The sequence below is a fragment of the Nocardia heshunensis genome (assembly GCF_054782115.1).
Genome location: NZ_BAAGTC010000008.1, coordinates 48,080 through 66,263 on the forward strand (window position 1 = coordinate 48,080; position 18,184 = coordinate 66,263).

The 18,184-nt window shown below is 70.7% G+C and carries 1 protein-coding gene (only partly in view); it reads right to left on the bottom strand.

Annotation, left to right across the window (positions count from 1 at the left end; translation table 11 throughout):
• Positions 1–18,184: the 3' portion of a non-ribosomal peptide synthase/polyketide synthase gene (locus ACYVN4_RS26480; RefSeq protein WP_460724723.1), read on the bottom strand. Its footprint extends 716 nt past the window's final position; the window shows 18,184 of its 18,900 coding nt (coding positions 717–18,900); its start codon lies beyond the right edge, outside the window; the stop codon is at positions 1–3.

Sequence of the window (18,184 nt, forward strand, 5' to 3'; positions counted from 1 at the left end):
TCACCTGGGGTTTGTGTCCCACATCGCGTTCAGCACCTGCGCGATCCGCGCGAGGGCCGGGGGCGAAGTCAGCTGCCAATGCGTTTCCTGCACCGGGTATTCGGCGATCGCGCCGTCCACGGCCGCGGTCCAGCCCGCGACGCCGGTGGCGGCAGGTTGTTCGAGCGCGGCGGTGAAGTACACGATGTCGCCGTGGAAGAGCCGCGGCCGGTAGTCCTGCGCCAGTTCCATCGACCGAGCACTCGAATCCAGCACCCGAGTGATCCAGTCGACGCCGAAGGACGCGAGACTCCCACCGCCGGTGGCGGTTTCGGACAGTGTGACCAACCGCGCCGCCAGCTCGGACGACTGCGTGACGCCGTCGAGGTCCAGTCCCGCGGCCTGGTCGCCGAGCAGCCCGCCCAGCAATTCCGCGACCTCGGTCCGGGCATCGCCGGCCCGCCAGCCGCCCTCGGGGGCGAGGTGGCTGTCCATCATGCCCAGCAAGGCGACTTCCTCGCCCTGCTGCTGCAGGAGAGTCGCCACGGCGTGCGCCAGCACACCACCCAGCGACCAGCCGAGCAGGTGATACGGCCCCGACGGCTGCACCGACCGCATGGCCGAGACATAGACCGCGGCCCAGTCCTCGATCGAATCCGGCAGAACCCCACCGGTTTTCAGCGCGGGCGACTGCAGACCGTAGATCGGCCGATCCGAGTCCAGGTAGGCTCCGAGCCCCGCGAACGACCACGAGATGCCGCCGACCGGGTGGATGCAGAACAGCGGCTCCGCGCTGCCTTCCCGCCGCAGCGGCAGCAGCACATCGAGCGCGGCGTCGGTGTCGGCTCCGGCCGATCCCAGCTCTCGCGCCAGCTCACCGGGCGTGAACGCGGTGAACAGCAACAGCAGCGGAACCGGTTCGCCCAGCTTCTCCCCCAGCAGCGAGACCAGCCGGGTCGCCAGCAGCGAGGTACCGCCGAGCTCGAAGAAGTTGTCGTCCAGCCCGACCCGCTCCACCCCGAGGATCTCGGCGTAGGCCGCGCACACGGCGATCTCCAATTCCGTCACCGGAGCACGGAATTCACGAGCCGCGAAGCTCGGGGCGGGCAGTGCCCGCCGGTCGAGCTTGCCGGAGGGGTTGAGCGGCAGGGCATCCAGCACGACGAACGCGGACGGCACCATGTAGGACGGCAGTCGCTGGGCCAGCGCCCGACGCACCGAGTCGGAGTCCGGCTCGATGCCCGCGGCGGGCACCAGGTAGGCGACGAGATGCTCACCCGCACTGTCGATTCCGGTCCACACCACGGCCACCGCCTGCGCGATGTCCGCCAGCGCGGTCAGCGCCGTCTCGATCTCACCGAGCTCGATACGCTGGCCACGGAGCTTGACCTGGAAGTCGGTGCGCCCCAGGTACTCCAGCTCGCCGTCACCGATCCACTTGACGAGGTCACCGGTCCGGTACATCCGCGCCGAGTGCCCGAAGGGGTTGGCCACGAACCGATCCGAGGTCAGATCGGGTCGCGCCACGTACCCGGTGGCCAGCTGCTCACCGGCCAGGTACAGCTCACCCGCGACACCGGCGGGAACCGGCCGCAGTCGCGAATCCAGCACGTAGACCTGGGTATTGAACACCGGACGCCCGATCGGCACGGTGTCGATGTCGGCATCGACGACCTCGTGATAGGTCACGTCGACCGCGGCTTCGGTCGGGCCGTACAGGTTGTGCAGCCGGGCACCGGTCAGCTCGCGCAGACGTTGGGCGATGCCGCCGGGCAGCGCCTCGCCGGAAGCGAAAACCCGGCTCAGGCCGATGCATTCGCGTGCGGCAGGCTCGGCGACGAATGCCGCCAGCATGCTCGGCACGAAGTGGGCGACCGTCACGTCCTCGCGGACGATGAGTCCCGCCAGGTAGGCCGGATCCCGATGCCCCTCGGGCGCGGCGACCACCAGTCGCGCACCGGCCTGCAAGGGCCAGAAGAACTCCCACACCGACACGTCGAAGGTGGCCGGAGTCTTCTGCAACACCACATCGCCGACCGTGAGCCGGTACTCGGACTGCATCCACACCAGCCGGTTCACGATGGCCCGATGCGAGACCGCCACACCCTTGGGGCGGCCGGTCGAGCCCGAGGTGAAGATGACGTAGGCGGTATTGCCCGCGACCAGCCCGTCCAGCCGCTCGGAAGCGGAGATCGGATCGGCCGCATAGCCGTCGAGCGCGAGGGTGTCGATCCGCACCACCGGAACCAGCTCGGCCGCAGCCAGATCCGCGGCGGTCAGCACCAAAGCCGGATGCGCGGTATCGAGGATGTGGGCGATGCGCTCCTCGGGCTGAGCGGGATCGATCGGCACATACGCCGCTCCGGTCTTGATCACGGCATACATCGCCACGACCAGTTCGGCCGAGCGCGGCAGCGCCAGCGCGACCGTGTCCCGCGCTCCGACGCCACGCTCGATCAGGAAGCGCGCCAGGCGATTCACCCGGGCGTCGAGCTCGGCGTAGGTCAGGACCTGACGCTGGGCACCGTCCACGACCAGCGCGGTGGCTCCACCGTGGCGAGCCACGGCCGCGTCGAACAGCGAGACCAAGGTCGGCTCCGGCTCGACCGCGAACACGGCGGCCGTGTCGTTCCACCGTTCCAGGATCTCCGCCCGCTCGTCGGCGGCCAGGATCTCGATCTCGCCCATCCGCACCGAACTGTCGGCCACCACCGCGTCGATGACCCGCTCGAAGCGGTTCACGAAGCCCTGCACCGTGCCCGCGTCGAACAGCGAGGTGGCGTAGGTCATGGTGGCGGTCAGCCCCGCCGGTGTGCCATCGGCGTCGTAACTGTCGATGACCACCAGGTGCAGGTCGAACTGCGTGACGTCGGTGTCGAATTCGACGGCCGCGACCGTCAGCCCGTCCAGCTCGAACGCCGCCGGCTGCTGATTGTTGAACGAGAACCCGACCTGGACCAGCGGATTGCGGTCGGTGGAGCGCTCCGGCTCGAGCACCTCGACCAGCCGCTCGAAGGGCAGATCCGCATTGTCGAAGGCCGCGACATCGTGCGACCGCACCCGCCGCAGCAGATCGGTGAACCGCTCCGCCGGATCGACGGCTGTGCGCAGCACCAGGGTGTTGACGAACATGCCGACCAGGTCGTCCAGCGCCGGATCATCACGTCCGGCGACCGGGGTGCCGACGGCGATATCGGCCGAGCCGGTCAGCCGCGCCAGCAGGGCGGCGAAGACGGCGTGCACCGTCATGAACAGGGTCGCGCCCTGCCCCCGGCCCAATTCGGCCAGCGCCGCATGGGTTTCGGCGTCGATGTGGAAGTCGACCCGGCGGCCCGCCGCGTCCAGCACCTGCGGGCGGGGCCGGTCGGCGGGCAGTGCGAGCAGCGGCGGCAGTCCGGCGAGGCTCTCGCTCCAGAATCGCAGCTGACGCGAGACCAGCGAGGCCGGATCGGCTTCCGCGTCCAGCATGGTGCGCTGCCAGATCGCATAGTCGGAGTACTGCACCGGCAGCGGCATCCACTCCGGTGCGACACCGGCTTTGCGTGCGGCGTAGGCCATCATGACGTCGCGGGCCAGCGGGGCCAGCGAGGTGCCGTCACCGGCGATGTGGTGCATGACCACCACCAGGACATGGTCGTCCGGGCCCAGTTCGAACAGCTCGGCCCGCAACGGGACCGTGGTGGCCACGTCGAAGCCCTTGCTGATCACCTCGAACACCGCCACCGCGACGGTTTCCTCGGTGACCGGAATCGCCTTGAGGGCAGGCAGATCCGCGACCGTGGCGGCGGGCAGCACCTGCTGCGCCGGGCCCGCGGCGGTCTCCGGATAGACGGTGCGCAGCACCTCGTGCCGGACCACTACATCGGCGATGGCGGCCTGCAGCGCGGCCACATCCAGCGGTCCGGTCAGGCGGATGGGCAACGGAATGTTGTAGGCCGTGGATTCGGGATCCAGCCGGTTGAGGAACCACATGCGCTGCTGGGCGGGAGAGAGCGGCGCGGGGCCGTCCTCCAGACGGGGCAGCAGCGGCGGGCGGACGGGAGCCTGCTCGGCGAGCAGCACTGCGGCGGCGAGGGATTCGATGCTCGAGTACTCGAAGATCGTCCGCACGGGGACGTGCGCCCCGAAGGCCGCGGTCAACCGGGCCGCCAATTGGGTTGCCGTGAGCGAGTTACCGCCGAGGGCGAAGAAGTCGTCGGCGAGGCCGATCGGGTCGACCGTGCCCAGCACCCCGGCCACCACCTCGGCGACCGTGCGTTCGGCATCTGTGCGCGGGGCCTTGAACTCGGCCGTACGGAAGACGGGCTCCGGCAAGGCGCTTCGGTCCAGCTTGCCGACGGGGGTGAGCGGGAGGTGGTCGAGGACCATGATGGCGGCGGGCACCATGTACGGGGTCAGCGAGCGGGCGGCGTGGGCCGTCAGTTCGTCGACATCGATGGTGTGGCCGGGTGCCGCAACGACATACGACACGAGTGCGGTGGATCCGGCGGCTGTCGCACGGCCCAGCGTGACCGCGAACTCCACGGCCGCGTGGGCCGCCAGCGCCGCGTCGATCTCACCCAGCTCGATGCGCAGGCCGCGCACCTTGACCTGATGGTCGGCACGACCGACGTATTCGAGCGCGCGACGCCCGTCCGGCCGGGCCGTCCAGCGCACCAGGTCACCGGTGCGGTAGAGGCGGTCACCGGGCTCGCCGTACGGGTCGGCGATGAAGCGCTCGGCCGAAAGTCCCGGCCGCGCATGATATCCGCGGGCCACACCCGGACCGTTCACGTACAGCTCACCGGTCACACCGACCGGCACCGGCCGCAGCCGGGCATCGAGCACGACCGCGGTCATCCCGGCGGTCATCGAGCCGAGTTCGACCGGCTGGCCCGGCAGCAGCGGGGCACTGATATTGCAGGTGATGGTGGTCTCGGTCGGGCCGTAGCCGTTGTGCACGGCACGCGTGCCGCTGGTCCAGCGGGCCACGGTGTCGGGTCCGAAACCCTCACCGCCGACGGACAGTTCGCGGAACTCCGGCAGGGCTTCCGGGTCGAGGGTCTGCAGCACCGACGGGGTGATGAAGGCGTGGGTCGCACCCTCGGCGGCCATCAACGCGGTCAGTTCGGACCCGCCGAAGACCTGCGCCGGGGTGATCACCAGGCGCGCACCGACCGGCGTGGCCATGAGGATTTCCAGCGGGTAGGCGTCGAAGCTGGGCGAAGAAACCTGCAGGACCCGGGCATCGGCGGTGAGGCGGTAGCGGTCACGCTGGGTGACCGCGATACCGGCGACGCCGCCGTGCGAGACGACCACACCCTTGGGCAGGCCGGTCGAGCCGGAGGTGTAGATCATCCAGGCGGGGTTGGCGATGCGGACGGGGCGAACCAGTTCGGCTGCCGCAATGGGTGCGGTGTCGAGTCCGGCAGTGGCAGCGGCGAATTCGACATCGTCGATGACCAGCCAGGTGGCCGCGCCGGGCAGCCGGTCCCGGCTGTCGGCGACCGTCAGACCGAATGTCGCGCCCGAGTCCGTGAGCATGTGATCGATGCGGTCGGCCGGATAGTTCGGGTCGACCGGCACGAAGGCGGCGCCGGTCTTGGCGATCGCCCAGACGGCCAGCAGGGTCAGGTCCGAGCGCGGGATCGCCAACGCGACATAGTCTTCCGCGCCGACGCCGCGTTCGATGAGGACCCGGGCCAGGCGCGAGGATTCGGCGTCGAGCTCGCGGTAGGTGAGTTCGCGGTCCAGGTAGCGCAGGGCGACGTTGTCGGGGTGGTTCGCGGCGGCCTCGGCGAAGTAGTCGCCCAGGGTGCGCTGCGGAACCCGCTGTGCCGCTGCGCGATCCAGCAGAGCGGCCCGTTCGGCCGCGGCCAGCAGCTCGATCTCGCCGATCCGCACGCTCGTGTCGGCGGTGACCGCACCCAGCACCCGGCCCAACCGGCGCAGCAGCCCGGCGGCCGTGGCCTCGTCGAAAAGGTCGGTGGCGTAGTTCAACTCGATGGCCAGATGACCGTCGACATCGAGCTCGTCCGAGACGGTGAACTGCAGATCGAAGCGGGCCACCCGGTGCTCGAAGTCGACCGGTTCCAGCATCAGTCCGGGCACCGCATAGGTCTGCGAGCCCAGGTTCACGTAGCTCAGGACCACGGTGAACAGCGGGTTGCGGGCCTGGGTGCGGGGCACGCCGAGGGCGTCGACCACCTGGTCGAAGGGCACGGTCGCGTGATCGAAGGCGGCCAAGTCGGCGTCGCGGGTCTGCGCGAGCAGTTCGTCGAAACCCAGTTCGGGTTCCGGCCGGGTCCGCAGGGCCAGGGTGTTGACGAACATGCCGACCAGGTCATCCAGGGCGGCATTGCCGCGGCCCTCGAGCGGGGTGCCGATGGTGATGTCGGCCGAGCCGGAGAGCCGGGCCAGCAGCACCGACAGCGCGGCATGCCACACCATGAACGGGGTGACGTTGTGCGCCTCCGCGGTTCGCTTGACCGCGGCGGCCAGGCCACCGTCCAACCGCGCCTGCACCCGCGCGCCGCGCCCGGAGGCGACGGCCGGGCGGGGCCGGTCGGTGGGCAGCGGCAGGTCCTCGGGCTGGTCGGCCAGCGTCGCGGTCCAGTAGTCGAGTTCGCGTTGACCGGACTGCTCGACGACGGCCCGCTGCCACAGCGCGTAGTCGGCGTACTGCACCGGCAGTTCCTGCCAGACCGGGGCCTGGCCCGCGACCCGCGACAGGTAGGCGGTGATGGTGTCGCGCAGCAGCGGATCCTGCGACTGCCCGTCACCGGCAATGTGGTGCAGCACCACGACCAGCACGTGGCTGTGCGCGGATTCGCGAATCAGGGCCGCCCGCAACGGCACCGTGCCGGTGACGTCGAAACCGCGGCCGACGAAGTCCTCGATCCAGGTCAGGTCGGAGGCATCGCGGATTTCCAGCGGCAGCGGCGCTTCCGCGGCGGGCAGGATCAGCTGGTAACCAACGCCGTCGGCGTCGGCCGGGTACATGGTGCGCAGCGATTCGTGCCGGGCGACCACGTCGGCGAAGGCGGCCATGAGCACGCCGGTGTCGATCTCGCCGGTGACGCGGACGGCCGCGGGCACGTTGTAGGCCGCGGATTCCGGGTCCAGCCGGTTGAGCAGCCACATGCGGGTCTGGGCCAGCGACAGCGGGATTCGCTCCGGGCGCGGCATGGGTCGCAGCGGAATGCCGTGCGCGCCGGCGGTGATGCGGGTCGCCAGTTCGGCCACGGTCGGGGCCTCGAACAGCTGGCGCACGCTCAGTTCCGCACCGAAGGCGGCATTGGCGCGGGCGACCAGTCGCATGGCCAGCAGCGAATTGCCGCCGCGCGCGAAGAAGTCGTCGTCGGCGCCGATGGTGATGCCGCCGAGCAGGTCCCCGATCAGGGTGGCCAGCGTGGCCTCGGTGCCGGGGCGGGGTTCGCGGTAGGCGACCGTGGCAGCGGTGAATTCGACCGGGGGCAGGGCATTGCGGTCGAGCTTGCCGACCGTGGTGAGCGGCATCTCCGCGAGCACCGCCAGGTGGGCGGGCAGCATGTAGGAGGGCAGCTGGGTGCGGGCGTGTTCCAGCACGGATTCGACGGTGAGGTCGGTGCCGGAGACGTAGCCGATCAGGCAGTCGGTTCCGGCGGTGTCCTTGGCGAGCAGGACGACCGCATTGGCCACGCCGGGTGCGGACAGCAGCGCCGCCTCGATCTCCCCGAGTTCGATGCGCTGGCCGCGCAGCTTCACCTGGAAGTCGTTGCGGCCCATGTACACCAGGTCACCGGTGCGGTTCCAGCGCACCAGGTCGCCGGTGCGGTACATGCGCGCGCCGGGCACCCCGAACGGGTCGGCCACGAACCGGTCGGCGGTGAGCCCGCCGCGGCCCTGATAGCCGCGCGCCAGCTGCGCGCCCGCCAGGTAGAGCTCACCGATGACGCCGGTCGGGACCGGGCGCATGCGGGCGTCGAGCACGTAGGCGCGGGTGTTCCAGTTGGGGCGGCCGATGGCGACCTCGAAATCCGGGTCGGCGTCGGAGAATTCGTGATAAATGGTCGAGATCGCGGCCTCGGTCGGGCCGTAGGCATTGTGCACCGACCCGCCGACCAGCTCGCGCAGCCGGCCGAGCAGTTCCACCGGCAGTGCCTCGCCGCCGGTGTGCAGGTGGCGGAAGGAGGCGAGCGCATCGCCGTGGCCCTCGGCGATCAGGGCCGCCAGCACCGACGGCACGTGTTCGGCGATGGTGACGCCGAATTCGCGCATGAGCCCGGCCAGGTAGTCGAGGTCCTGGTGGCCGCCGGGGCGCGGAATCACCAGGGGCGCACCGACCATGGCGGGCAGGAAGCATTCCCACACCGAGACGTCGAAGGCCAGCGGGGCGCGCTGCATGACGCGATCGGCGCGGGTGACGCCGTAGCGGTTCTCGAGCCAGCGCAGCTGGTTCATGATGGCGCGGTGGCTGGTGGCCACGCCCTTGGGCAGGCCGGTGGAGCCGGAGGTGTAGAGGACGTAGGCGAGGTTGTCGGGGCGCAGCAGACCGAGACGATCGGCGTCGGTGACGGGTTCGGCCGAGAAGCCTTCCAGGCCGGTGAATTCCGCGACATCGAGGACGCGGACGGCATCCAGCTCGGGCAGCTCGGCACCGCCGACGGTCAGGACCAGACCGACGTTCGAGGTGTTCAGCACATGCGCGATGCGGTCGGCGGGGTGGGCCGGATCGATCGGGACGTAGGCGGCACCGGCGGCGACCACGGCATACAGCGCCACCACCATGTCGATGGAGCGTTGCGAGGTGACGCCGACGATGTGGTCCGGGCCGATGCCCTCCGAGATCAGCAGGCGGGCCAGGCGATTCGCACGGGCGGCCAGGTCCGCGTAGGTGATGCGCTCACCCTCGTAGATCAGGGCGTCGGAGTCCGGATCCTGTTCCGCGCGGGCGTCGAGCAGCTCGGCCAGGGTCTCGGCGGGCAGTCCGCGGCCCGTGAAGTTGCGATTCACCAGCAGTTCGCCACGTTCGGCGCGCGACATGATCTCCACATCGCCGGTACCCGTGCGGGGATCGGCGAGCAGTGCGCGCAGCACGCGCTCGTAGGTGTCCTGGAACCCGGCGATGGTCTCCGGGTCGAACAGGTCGGTGGCGTAGGTGATGTAGACCTCGATGCCGCCGGGTTCGCCTGCGGCGTCGGTGGTTTCGGCCATGGTCCAGTCCAGGTCGAACTGGGTGGCGGTGGCCTCGACGGTGAGCGCCTCGATGGCCAGGCGGTTGAGCCGGACGCTGGGGCGCACGTGGTTCTGCAGGGTCAGGGTGACCTGGCACAGCGGCGCGTGCGACTGGGAGCGCACCGGATTGACGGCGTCGACCAGCATTTCGAAGGGGACCACGGCGTGGTCGAAGGCCGTCAGGTCGGTGTCGCGGACGTGCACGAGCAGTTCGCCCAGCGACACCTCGGGGCGCACCTCGGTGCGCAGCACCAGGGTGTTGACGAACATGCCGACCAGGTTGTCGAGGGCCTCGTCGCCGCGCCCGGCGACCGGGGTGCCGATGACGATGTCGGAGGTGCCGGACAGGCGGGCCAGGGTGACCGCCAGGGCGGTGTGCAGGACCATGAACGGGGTGAGGCGGCGGCTGCTCGCGAAATCGAGGATGGCCGCGTGCAATTCGGCGTCGAAGCGGCCGGTGAAGCCCGCACCGCGACCGGTGGCGACGGCGGGACGCGGGCGGTCCGACGGGAGCGCGAGGACGTCCGGGACGCCGTGCAGTCGGCGGGTCCAGTGCGCCAGTTGCCGGGCCAGCACCGAGTTCGCGTCGTCGGCGCTGCCGAGCGCATCACGCTGCCACAGCGCGTAGTCGGCGTACTGCACCGGCAGCGGTGCCAGGTTCGGCACCTCCCGGGCGCACCGGGCCACGTACGCGGTGGCGATATCGCGGGTCAGCGGTCCGAAGGACCAGCCGTCGGCGGCGATGTGGTGCACCACCATGACCAGCAGGTGCGTGCCCGGCTCGTCGGTGAGCTCGAGCAGCCGGATGCGGAAGGGCACCTCGGCGGTGACGTCGAAGGCGGTGCGCGCCACCGACTCCACCAGGCCGGGCAGCTGATCGGCGGTGACCGGCTCGGGCACCAGGTCGATGAGGCGGGTGCCCGCGGGCAGGATGAGCTGGCTGGCCTCGCCGTCGTGCTCGGGGTAGAGGGTGCGCAGGGTTTCGTGCCGGTCGACCACGTCGGCAACGGCCGCGCGCAGCGCATCCAGGTTCAGGGTCCCGGTCAGGCGCAGCGCGAACGGGATGGTGTAGCCGTCGCGAATATCGAAGCGGTTGAGGAACCACATGCGCTGCTGGGCGATGGAGAGCGGGATCCGGTCGCCGCGCTCGCGCACCGTGATCGGCGGCAGCTCGACGACGGATTCGGCGTCGGCGGCCGAGATGCGGGCGGCCAGCCCGGCGACGGTGGCGTCTTCGAAGATGGCGCGCAACGGGATCCGTACGCCCGCGGCCTTGCCCAGGCGGGCGACCAGCTGGGTGGCGATGAGCGAGTTGCCGCCGAGGGCGAAGAAATCGTCGTCGGCGCTGGCGCGTTCGACGCCGAGCAGGGACGCGAAGACCTCGGCGACGATGCGCTCTTCGGGGCCGGTCGGGGCGCGGAACGCGGTGACGGCCTGCGCGGGTGCGGGCAGGGCGGCGCGGTCGAGCTTGCCGGAGGCATTGAGCGGCAGGGCGTCCAGGGGGACGTAGACGGCGGGGACCATGTAGGACGGAAGCCGCTGGGCCAGAGATGTTTTCAGCACGCTGCCCGAAAACTCGGTCCCCGGCGCGGTCACGACATAGGCGACCAGAGCCGGGTCCGTGCCGCGCACCGTGACGACCGCCTGCGCGACCTCGGCGAGTTCGCTCAGAGCGGTTTCGATCTCGCCCAGCTCGATGCGCAGGCCGCGCAGCTTGACCTGGAAGTCGGTGCGGCCCAGGTACTCCAGCTCGCCGTCGCCGGTCCACTTGACCAGGTCACCGGTGCGGTACATGCGCTCGGCACGCCCGAAGGGGTTGGCCACGAAGCGATCCGCGGTGATGTCGGGGCGGGCCACGTAGCCGGTGGCGAGCTGGGTACCGGCCAGGTACAGCTCACCGGCGACGCCGACGGGCACCGGGCGCAGGCGCGAATCCAGCACGTAGACCTGGGTATTGAAGACGGGGCGGCCGATCGGCACGGTGTCGAGGTCGGTGTCGGTGACCTCGTGATAGGTGACATCCACGGCGGCCTCGGTGGGACCGTAGAGGTTGTGCAGTTCGGTACCGGCCAACTCACGTAGTCGGTGCGCTGGTCGTGGCGATAGCGCCTCGCCGGAGGCGAAGACCATGCGCAGGCTGGTGCAGCGTGCGGCGGCCTCCTCGGCAACGAACACCGACAGCATCGACGGCACGAAGTGGGTGACCGTGACGCCCTCGCGGGCAATGAGTTCCGCGAGCTGGGCCGGATCGCGGTGCGCGTCCGGCCGGGCGATCACCAGGCGAGCGCCGATCTGCAAGGGCCAGAAGAACTCCCACACCGACACGTCGAAGGTGGCGGGGGTCTTCTGGAGCACGACATCGGCCGCGGTCAGGCCGTATTCGGCCTGCATCCAGCGCAGGCGGTTGACGATGGCCGAGTGCGGCACCGCCACGCCCTTGGGGCGGCCGGTCGAACCGGAAGTGAAGATGACGTAGGCGTTGTTCGACTCTCGCAGCGGGACAGTGCGATCCGCGTCGGTCAGCGGCTCGTCCGAGTAGCCGACCAGGTCCAGCAGATCGATGCGCACCTGCGCGGTGTCCATCAGCAGGTCTTCACCGGAGGTCAGCACGGTGACCGGGTCGGCGGTCTCGAGGATGTACTCGATGCGGTCGGCCGGGTGATCGGGGTCCAGCGGCACGTAGGCGGCACCGGCGGTGGCGACGGCGTACATGCCGACGACCAGATCCACGGAACGCCGCATACCCAGGGCCACCAGGGAATCCGGGCCGACACCCTCGGCGATCAGCCAGCGGGCCAGGCGGCGCACGCGGGACGCGAGGTCGGCATAGGACAGAGCTGTCCCCTCGAAGCCGATTGCCGTCGCGTCGGGGGTCCGCGCCACCTGGGCGTCGAAGAGCGAGACCAGGGTGGCGTCGGCGTCGATCGGCGAGTAGCCGGTGCCGTTCCAGTCGTGCAGGATTCGGGTGCGCTCGGCGGGGGCGAGCAGGTCGATATCACCGACGCTGACGGTGGCGTCGGTGGCCACCGCGGTCAGGATCCGGCCGAGGCGCTCGGTTAGCGCGGTCGCGGTGGCGGCGTCGAAGAGTTCGGTGGCGTAGCGCAGATTGCCGGTCAATCCGGCCTCCCCCAGCTCGCCGACCACCAGATGCAGATCGAATTTGACCGTCGGGTCATCGATCTCGACCGCGGAGACGGTCAGCTCGGGCAGCGCGAAGGTGCCGGATTCGCTCATCCGGGCGGCGTCGGTGAAGGTCAGCATGACCTGGGCCAGCGGCGGTGCGCCGGTGGCGCGATCCACGGCCAGGGCGTCGACGATGCGCTCGAAGGGCAACTCGGCATTGGCGAAGGCGGCCAGGTCGGCGGTGCGCACGCGGGCGAGCAGGTCCGCGAAGGACAGGTCGTCCTCGACGCGGGTGCGCAGCACCAGGGTATTGACGAACATGCCGATGAGGGCGTCGAGTTCGCGTTCGCCGCGGCCGCCGATCGGGGAGGCGACGGCCACGTCGGTGGTGGCGGCGCTGCGGGCCAGCAGGGCGGCGAAGGCGGCGTGCACGACCATGAAGAGGGTGACGCCGTGGGCGCGGGCGAGCTCGCGCAGGCCGTCGGCGACGGCCGGGTCCACCGAGAACGGAATAGACGCACCGACATTGGTGGCGACGGCGGGGCGGGGGCGGTCGGCGGGCAGGGCGAGCTGCGGGGGCAGACCGGTCAGGGTCTCGCGCCAGAACTCGAGCTGCTGGTGGGCGACGGTGCCGGATTCGGCGGCGTCGCCGAGGAGTTCGTGCTGCCAGAGGCTGTAGTCGGCGTACTGCACGGCCAGGGGTTCCCAGCCGGGGTCGACGCCGGCGATGCGGGCGGTGTAGGCGCGCATGAGGTCGGTGATGAGCGGGGCCAGCGACAGGGCGTCGGCGGCGATGTGGTGCACGACCACGGCCAGCACGTACTCGGGCTCGTCGGCGTCCTCGGTCAGGAAAAGGCCGATGCGCGAAGGCAGTTCGCGGGTCACGTCGAAACCGGCGGCGGCGAAGGCGGCGATGGTGCCGGGCATATCGGCGGCGGCGACCGGGATCGGGGTCAGGCTCAGGCCGACCTCCGTGATGTCCAGGATCTCCTGGTACGGGCCGGAATCCGAGTCCGGGTACACGGTGCGCAGCGATTCGTGGCGGGCCAGCACATCCATGGCCGCCTGCTCCAGGTCGGCGATGCGCAGGTTGCCGGCCAGACGCAGCACGATCGGCAGGTTGTAGACGCTGTGCTCGCCGTCCTCGGATTCGATCCGGTTGAGGAACCACAGGCGCTGCTGGGCGGGCGAGAGCGGGATGCGTTCGGGGCGTGGGCGGGCAGCCAGCAGGGGCCGGGCGGCATCGGGATTCGCGACGACCAGGAGGGCGGCGAGACCCTCGACGGTGGAGGCTTCGAATAGCAGGCGCACGGGGACCCGCGCGCCGAGTTCGGCGCCGATGCGGGAGGTGACGCGGGCGGCGTCGAGCGAGCTGCCGCCGAGGGCGAAGAAGTCGTCGTCGAGCCCGACGCGCTCGGCACCGAGCACCTCGGCGAAGACCGCCGCGACCAGCCGCTGGGCGGGATCGACCGGCTCGCGGAAGCTCTTGGCGCGCAGTTCCGGAACGGGCAGCGCCTTGCGGTCGAGCTTGCCGCTGGAGTTGAGCGGCAGCTCGGTCAACGCCATCAGGGCGGTCGGGACCATGTAGGACGGCAGGACGCGGGTCAGGCCCTCGCGCAGGGATTCCGGATCGAGTTCGATACCCGGAGCCGGGACCACGTAGCCGGCCAGATAGTCGCCGGAGTCGCCGGTGACCAACCGGACCGCGGCCTGCGCGACCTCCGGGGTCAGCAACAGCGCGCTCTCGATCTCGGCCAATTCGATGCGCTGGCCGCGGAACTTGATCTGGAAGTCCAGGCGCTCCAGGTAGACCAGCTCGCCGTCCTCGGTCCACTTGACCAGGTCGCCGGTGCGGTACATGCGCTCGCCGGCACGCCCGAACGGGTTGGCCACGAAGCGATCCGAGGTGAGGTCGACGCGGCCGTGGTAGCCGCGGGCCAGCTGCACACCGGCCAGGTACAGCTCGCCGGGGACGCCGATGGCGACCGGCCGCAGCCGTGAATCCAGCACGAAGACTTGCGAATTCCACTCCGGCTCACCGATCGGCACGGCGAGCGTGTCGGAGCGGTGGGCCTCACGGAAGGTGATCGACACCGCCGCCTCGGTGGGGCCGTACAGGTTGTGCACCCCGGCGTCGCTGACCGCCCAGAAGGCGGCGACCGTCTCCGGCGGCAGCGCCTCGCCGATGACGAAAACCTCACGCAGCGAATCGAGTTCGCCCGACTCGGCGTGTGCGGCGAAGACCGCGAGCATGGACGGGACGAAGTCGGTGAGCGTAACCCCGTGCCGAGCAATGGTTTCGGCGATGTAGCGGGGATCGCGGTGCCCGTCGGGGGTGGCGACCACCAGGGTCGCGCCCGCGCGCAGCGGCAGGAAGTAGCCCCACAGCGAGACGTCGAAGGTGGTGGCGGTCTTCTGCAGGTAGATGTCCTGGTTGCGGACACCGTATTCGGCCTGCATCCAGGCCAGCTGGTTGGCGATGGCGCGGTGGGTGACCGCGACGCCCTTGGGCTTGCCGGTGGAGCCGGAGGTGAACAGCACGTAGGCGGGGTGGTCGGGGTGCAGCGGGGCGCGGCGCTCGCGCTCGGAGATCTTGCCGCCCGCGTACGGGGACAGCTCCAGCTCGTCGAGGTAATAGGTGGCGACGTCGATGGTCTCGGGCGTCGCGAAAGCGTCGCGGCGCGTGGTGAGCACGGCGTGCGGGGCGGCGGTGGCGAGAATGTGGCCGACGCGCTCGGCCGGGTGGGCCGGGTCGACCGGCACGTACGCGCCGCCCGCGCGCAGCACGGCGTACATGGCGACCACCAGCTCGACCGAGCGGGCCATGGCCAGCACGACCAGCGATTCCGGGCCGACGCCCGTGGTGATCAGGTAGCGGGCCAGCCGGTTGGCGCGCTCGGAGAATTCGGCGTAGGTGAGCTCGGTGTCGCCGAAGACCAGGGCGCGGGCATTCGGGGTGCGGGCCGCCTGGGCGTCGAAACCCTGGTGCAGGAACAGATCCGGGACGCGGGAGCCGGTGGCGTTCCAGCTCGACAGGACGTAGTCGCGTTCCCCGGCGTCCAGCAGTTCGATGTCGCCGACCGGGATCTCGACGTCGGCGACCGCGGCGGAGAGCAGGCGGGTGAACTTGGCCGCGAACTCACGCACGGTGTGGTCGTCGAAAAGGTCTGCGGCGTAGGTGTATTCGACCCGGTACAGGTCGCCGTCGCCGACGACGGTCAGCTGCAGGTCGAACTTGGCGATGCCCGGATCGAAATCCAACTGCTCGGCCGACAGTCCAGGCAGCGCGGCATTGATATCGCCCAGGTTCTGCATGAACAGCGCCACCTGGAACAGCGGGTGGCGGTTGCGGGCGCGGGCCGGGTTGAGCACCTCGACCAGGCGCTCGAAGGGGACGTCGCGGTGGGCGAAGGCGCGCAGATCACGGTCGCGCACATGGCCGATCAGCGCGCCGAAGGAATCCGCGCCCCGCACCTCGGTGCGCAGCACCAGGGTGTTGACGAACATGCCGACCAGATCGTCGAGCGCCTGGTCGCCGCGCCCGGCGACGGGGGTGCCGATGGCGATGTCGGTGGTGTTGGACAGCCGGGCCAGCACGGCGGCCAGCGCGGCGTGCAACACCATGAACGGGGTGGCGCGGTGGGCGGCGGCCACCTTGTCGACGGCGGCACGCAGGTCGGCGTCGAGGACGGTCTCGAAGGTCGCACCCCGGAAGCTGGAGGCGGCCGGGCGCGGACGATCGGCGGGCAGGTCCAGCTGGGCCGGCAGGTCCGCGAGTTCGTGTGCCCAGAAGGCGATCTGGCGGGCCGACACCGATTCCGGGTCGGCCTCGTCGCCCATCCAGGCGCGCTGCCACAGCGCGTAGTCGGCGTACTGGACCGCGAGCGGCTCGTACTGCGGGCGCTGGCCGGACTGCCGGGCCAGGTACGCCATCACCAGGTCGCGCACCAGCGGGCCGATGGACGCGCCGTCGGCGGCGATGTGGTGGGCGACCACGACCAGGGTGTGGTCGCCCGGGCCGGAGCGCAGCAGCCGGGCCCGCAGCGGGACCTCGGCGGTGACGTCGAATCCCTGTGCGGCCAAGGCGAGTACGGTCCCCGCGAGCTGGCTCTCCGGCACCTCGCGCGGGGTCAGATCGACCGCGGCGGCGGGCAGCACCACCTGGGCCGGGCCCGCCTCGGCGGCCGGGTAGTAGGTGCGCAGCGACTCGTGGCGCTCGATCACGTCGGCGAAGGCGGCGGCCAGCGCGTCGGTGTCGAGGTCGCCGCGCAGCCGCAGCGCGAAGGGCATGTTGTCCACGGCCGACGGGTCGAATTCGTCGGTGGCCGGGTCGTATTCGCTGCGCGCGTAGTGGTTGAGGAACCACATGCGCTGCTGGGCGGGCGAGAGCGGAATGTGGTCCGGCCGCGGCCCGGCGGTCAGCGGCGGCCGCACCATGCCGGTCGCGTTGTCGCCCAGCGCCGCCAGCGCGGCCACGGTGGGCCGCTCGAAGAAGTCGCGCACATCCACGGCGATGCCGAGCGTCTCGCGGATGCGGGCGATGGCGCGGGTGGCGATGAGCGAATTGCCGCCGATGCCGAAGAAGTCGTCGTCCGCGCCGACCACGCTCAGGTCGAGCAGCTCGGCGAAGATGGCGGCGACCGCCTCCTCGGCGGGCGTCTCGGGGGCGCGGTAGGCGGTGGCGGCGTCGGTGAACACCGGCTCGGGCAGGGCGCGGCGGTCCACCTTGCCGTTCACATTGAGCGGCAGCTCGCTCATCGGCACCAGCAGCGACGGCACCATGTACTCGGGGATGTGCGTGCGAGCGGTCGAAAGGATTGTGGTGCTGTCGATCTCGTGGCCGTCGGCGGCGACCACGTAGCCGACCAGCGCCTGCTCGCCATTGGGCCGGGTGTGCATGAGCACCGCCGCCTGCGCGACCGCGCGGTCACGCCGCAGCGCCGACTCCACCTCGCCGAGCTCGATGCGCAGGCCGCGCATCTTGACCTGGAAGTCGCTGCGGCCCACGTATTCCAGCTCGTCGGGTCCGCCGTCGGGGTTCGCGACCCAGCGCACCAGGTCGCCGGTGCGGTACATGCGGTCACCGGACGGGCCTTCGGGATTGGCCACGAAGCGTTCCGCGGTCAGTCCCGCGCGGCCGAAGTAGCCGCGGGCCAGCTGCGGGCCCGCGACGTACAGCTCGCCGACCACGCCGACCGGCACCGGGCGCAGATCCTCGTCCAGGACAAGGAGTTCGACATCGTCGCCGGGGCTGCCGATCGGAATGCTGTCGACATCCGCGGCGGTGACCTCGTGGGAGGTGGCCAGCACGGTGGACTCGGTGGGGCCGTACACGTCGAACAAGGTCGCGCCGCTGACGCTGCGGAAGTCAGCGGCGATTCCGACGGGGACGGTCTCGCCACCGGTGAGCAGGTAGCGCAGGGAGTCGGGCATGTCCTCGCCGGTGCGCAACAGCTCACCCACCAGGGCCGCCAGCATCGACGTCACGAAGAAGGCCGCGGTGACCTCGGAGTCGCGAATGGTCCGCACCAGATAGGCGGGATCCAGGTGGCCGTCCGGCGCGGTGATCACCAATCGGGCCCCGGTCTGCAAGGGCCAGAAGATCTCCCACACCGAGGCGTCGAAGGTGGTCGAGGTCTTGAACAGGACCGCGTCCTGCTCGTTGAGCCGGAACTGCCGCTGCTGCCAGCGCAGGAACGTGATGACCGCGCGGTGCGGGATCGCGACACCCTTGGGGCGGCCGGTGGAACCGGAGGTGAAGATGACGTAGGCGAGGTTGTCCGGACCGGGCTGCACCAGCTCCGGGTCCTCGGCCGGGGACAGCGGCTGCGGGTTGTCGAGACCGTATTCGCGTGCGGTGCGCTCGAATTCGTCGATGCGCAGCACC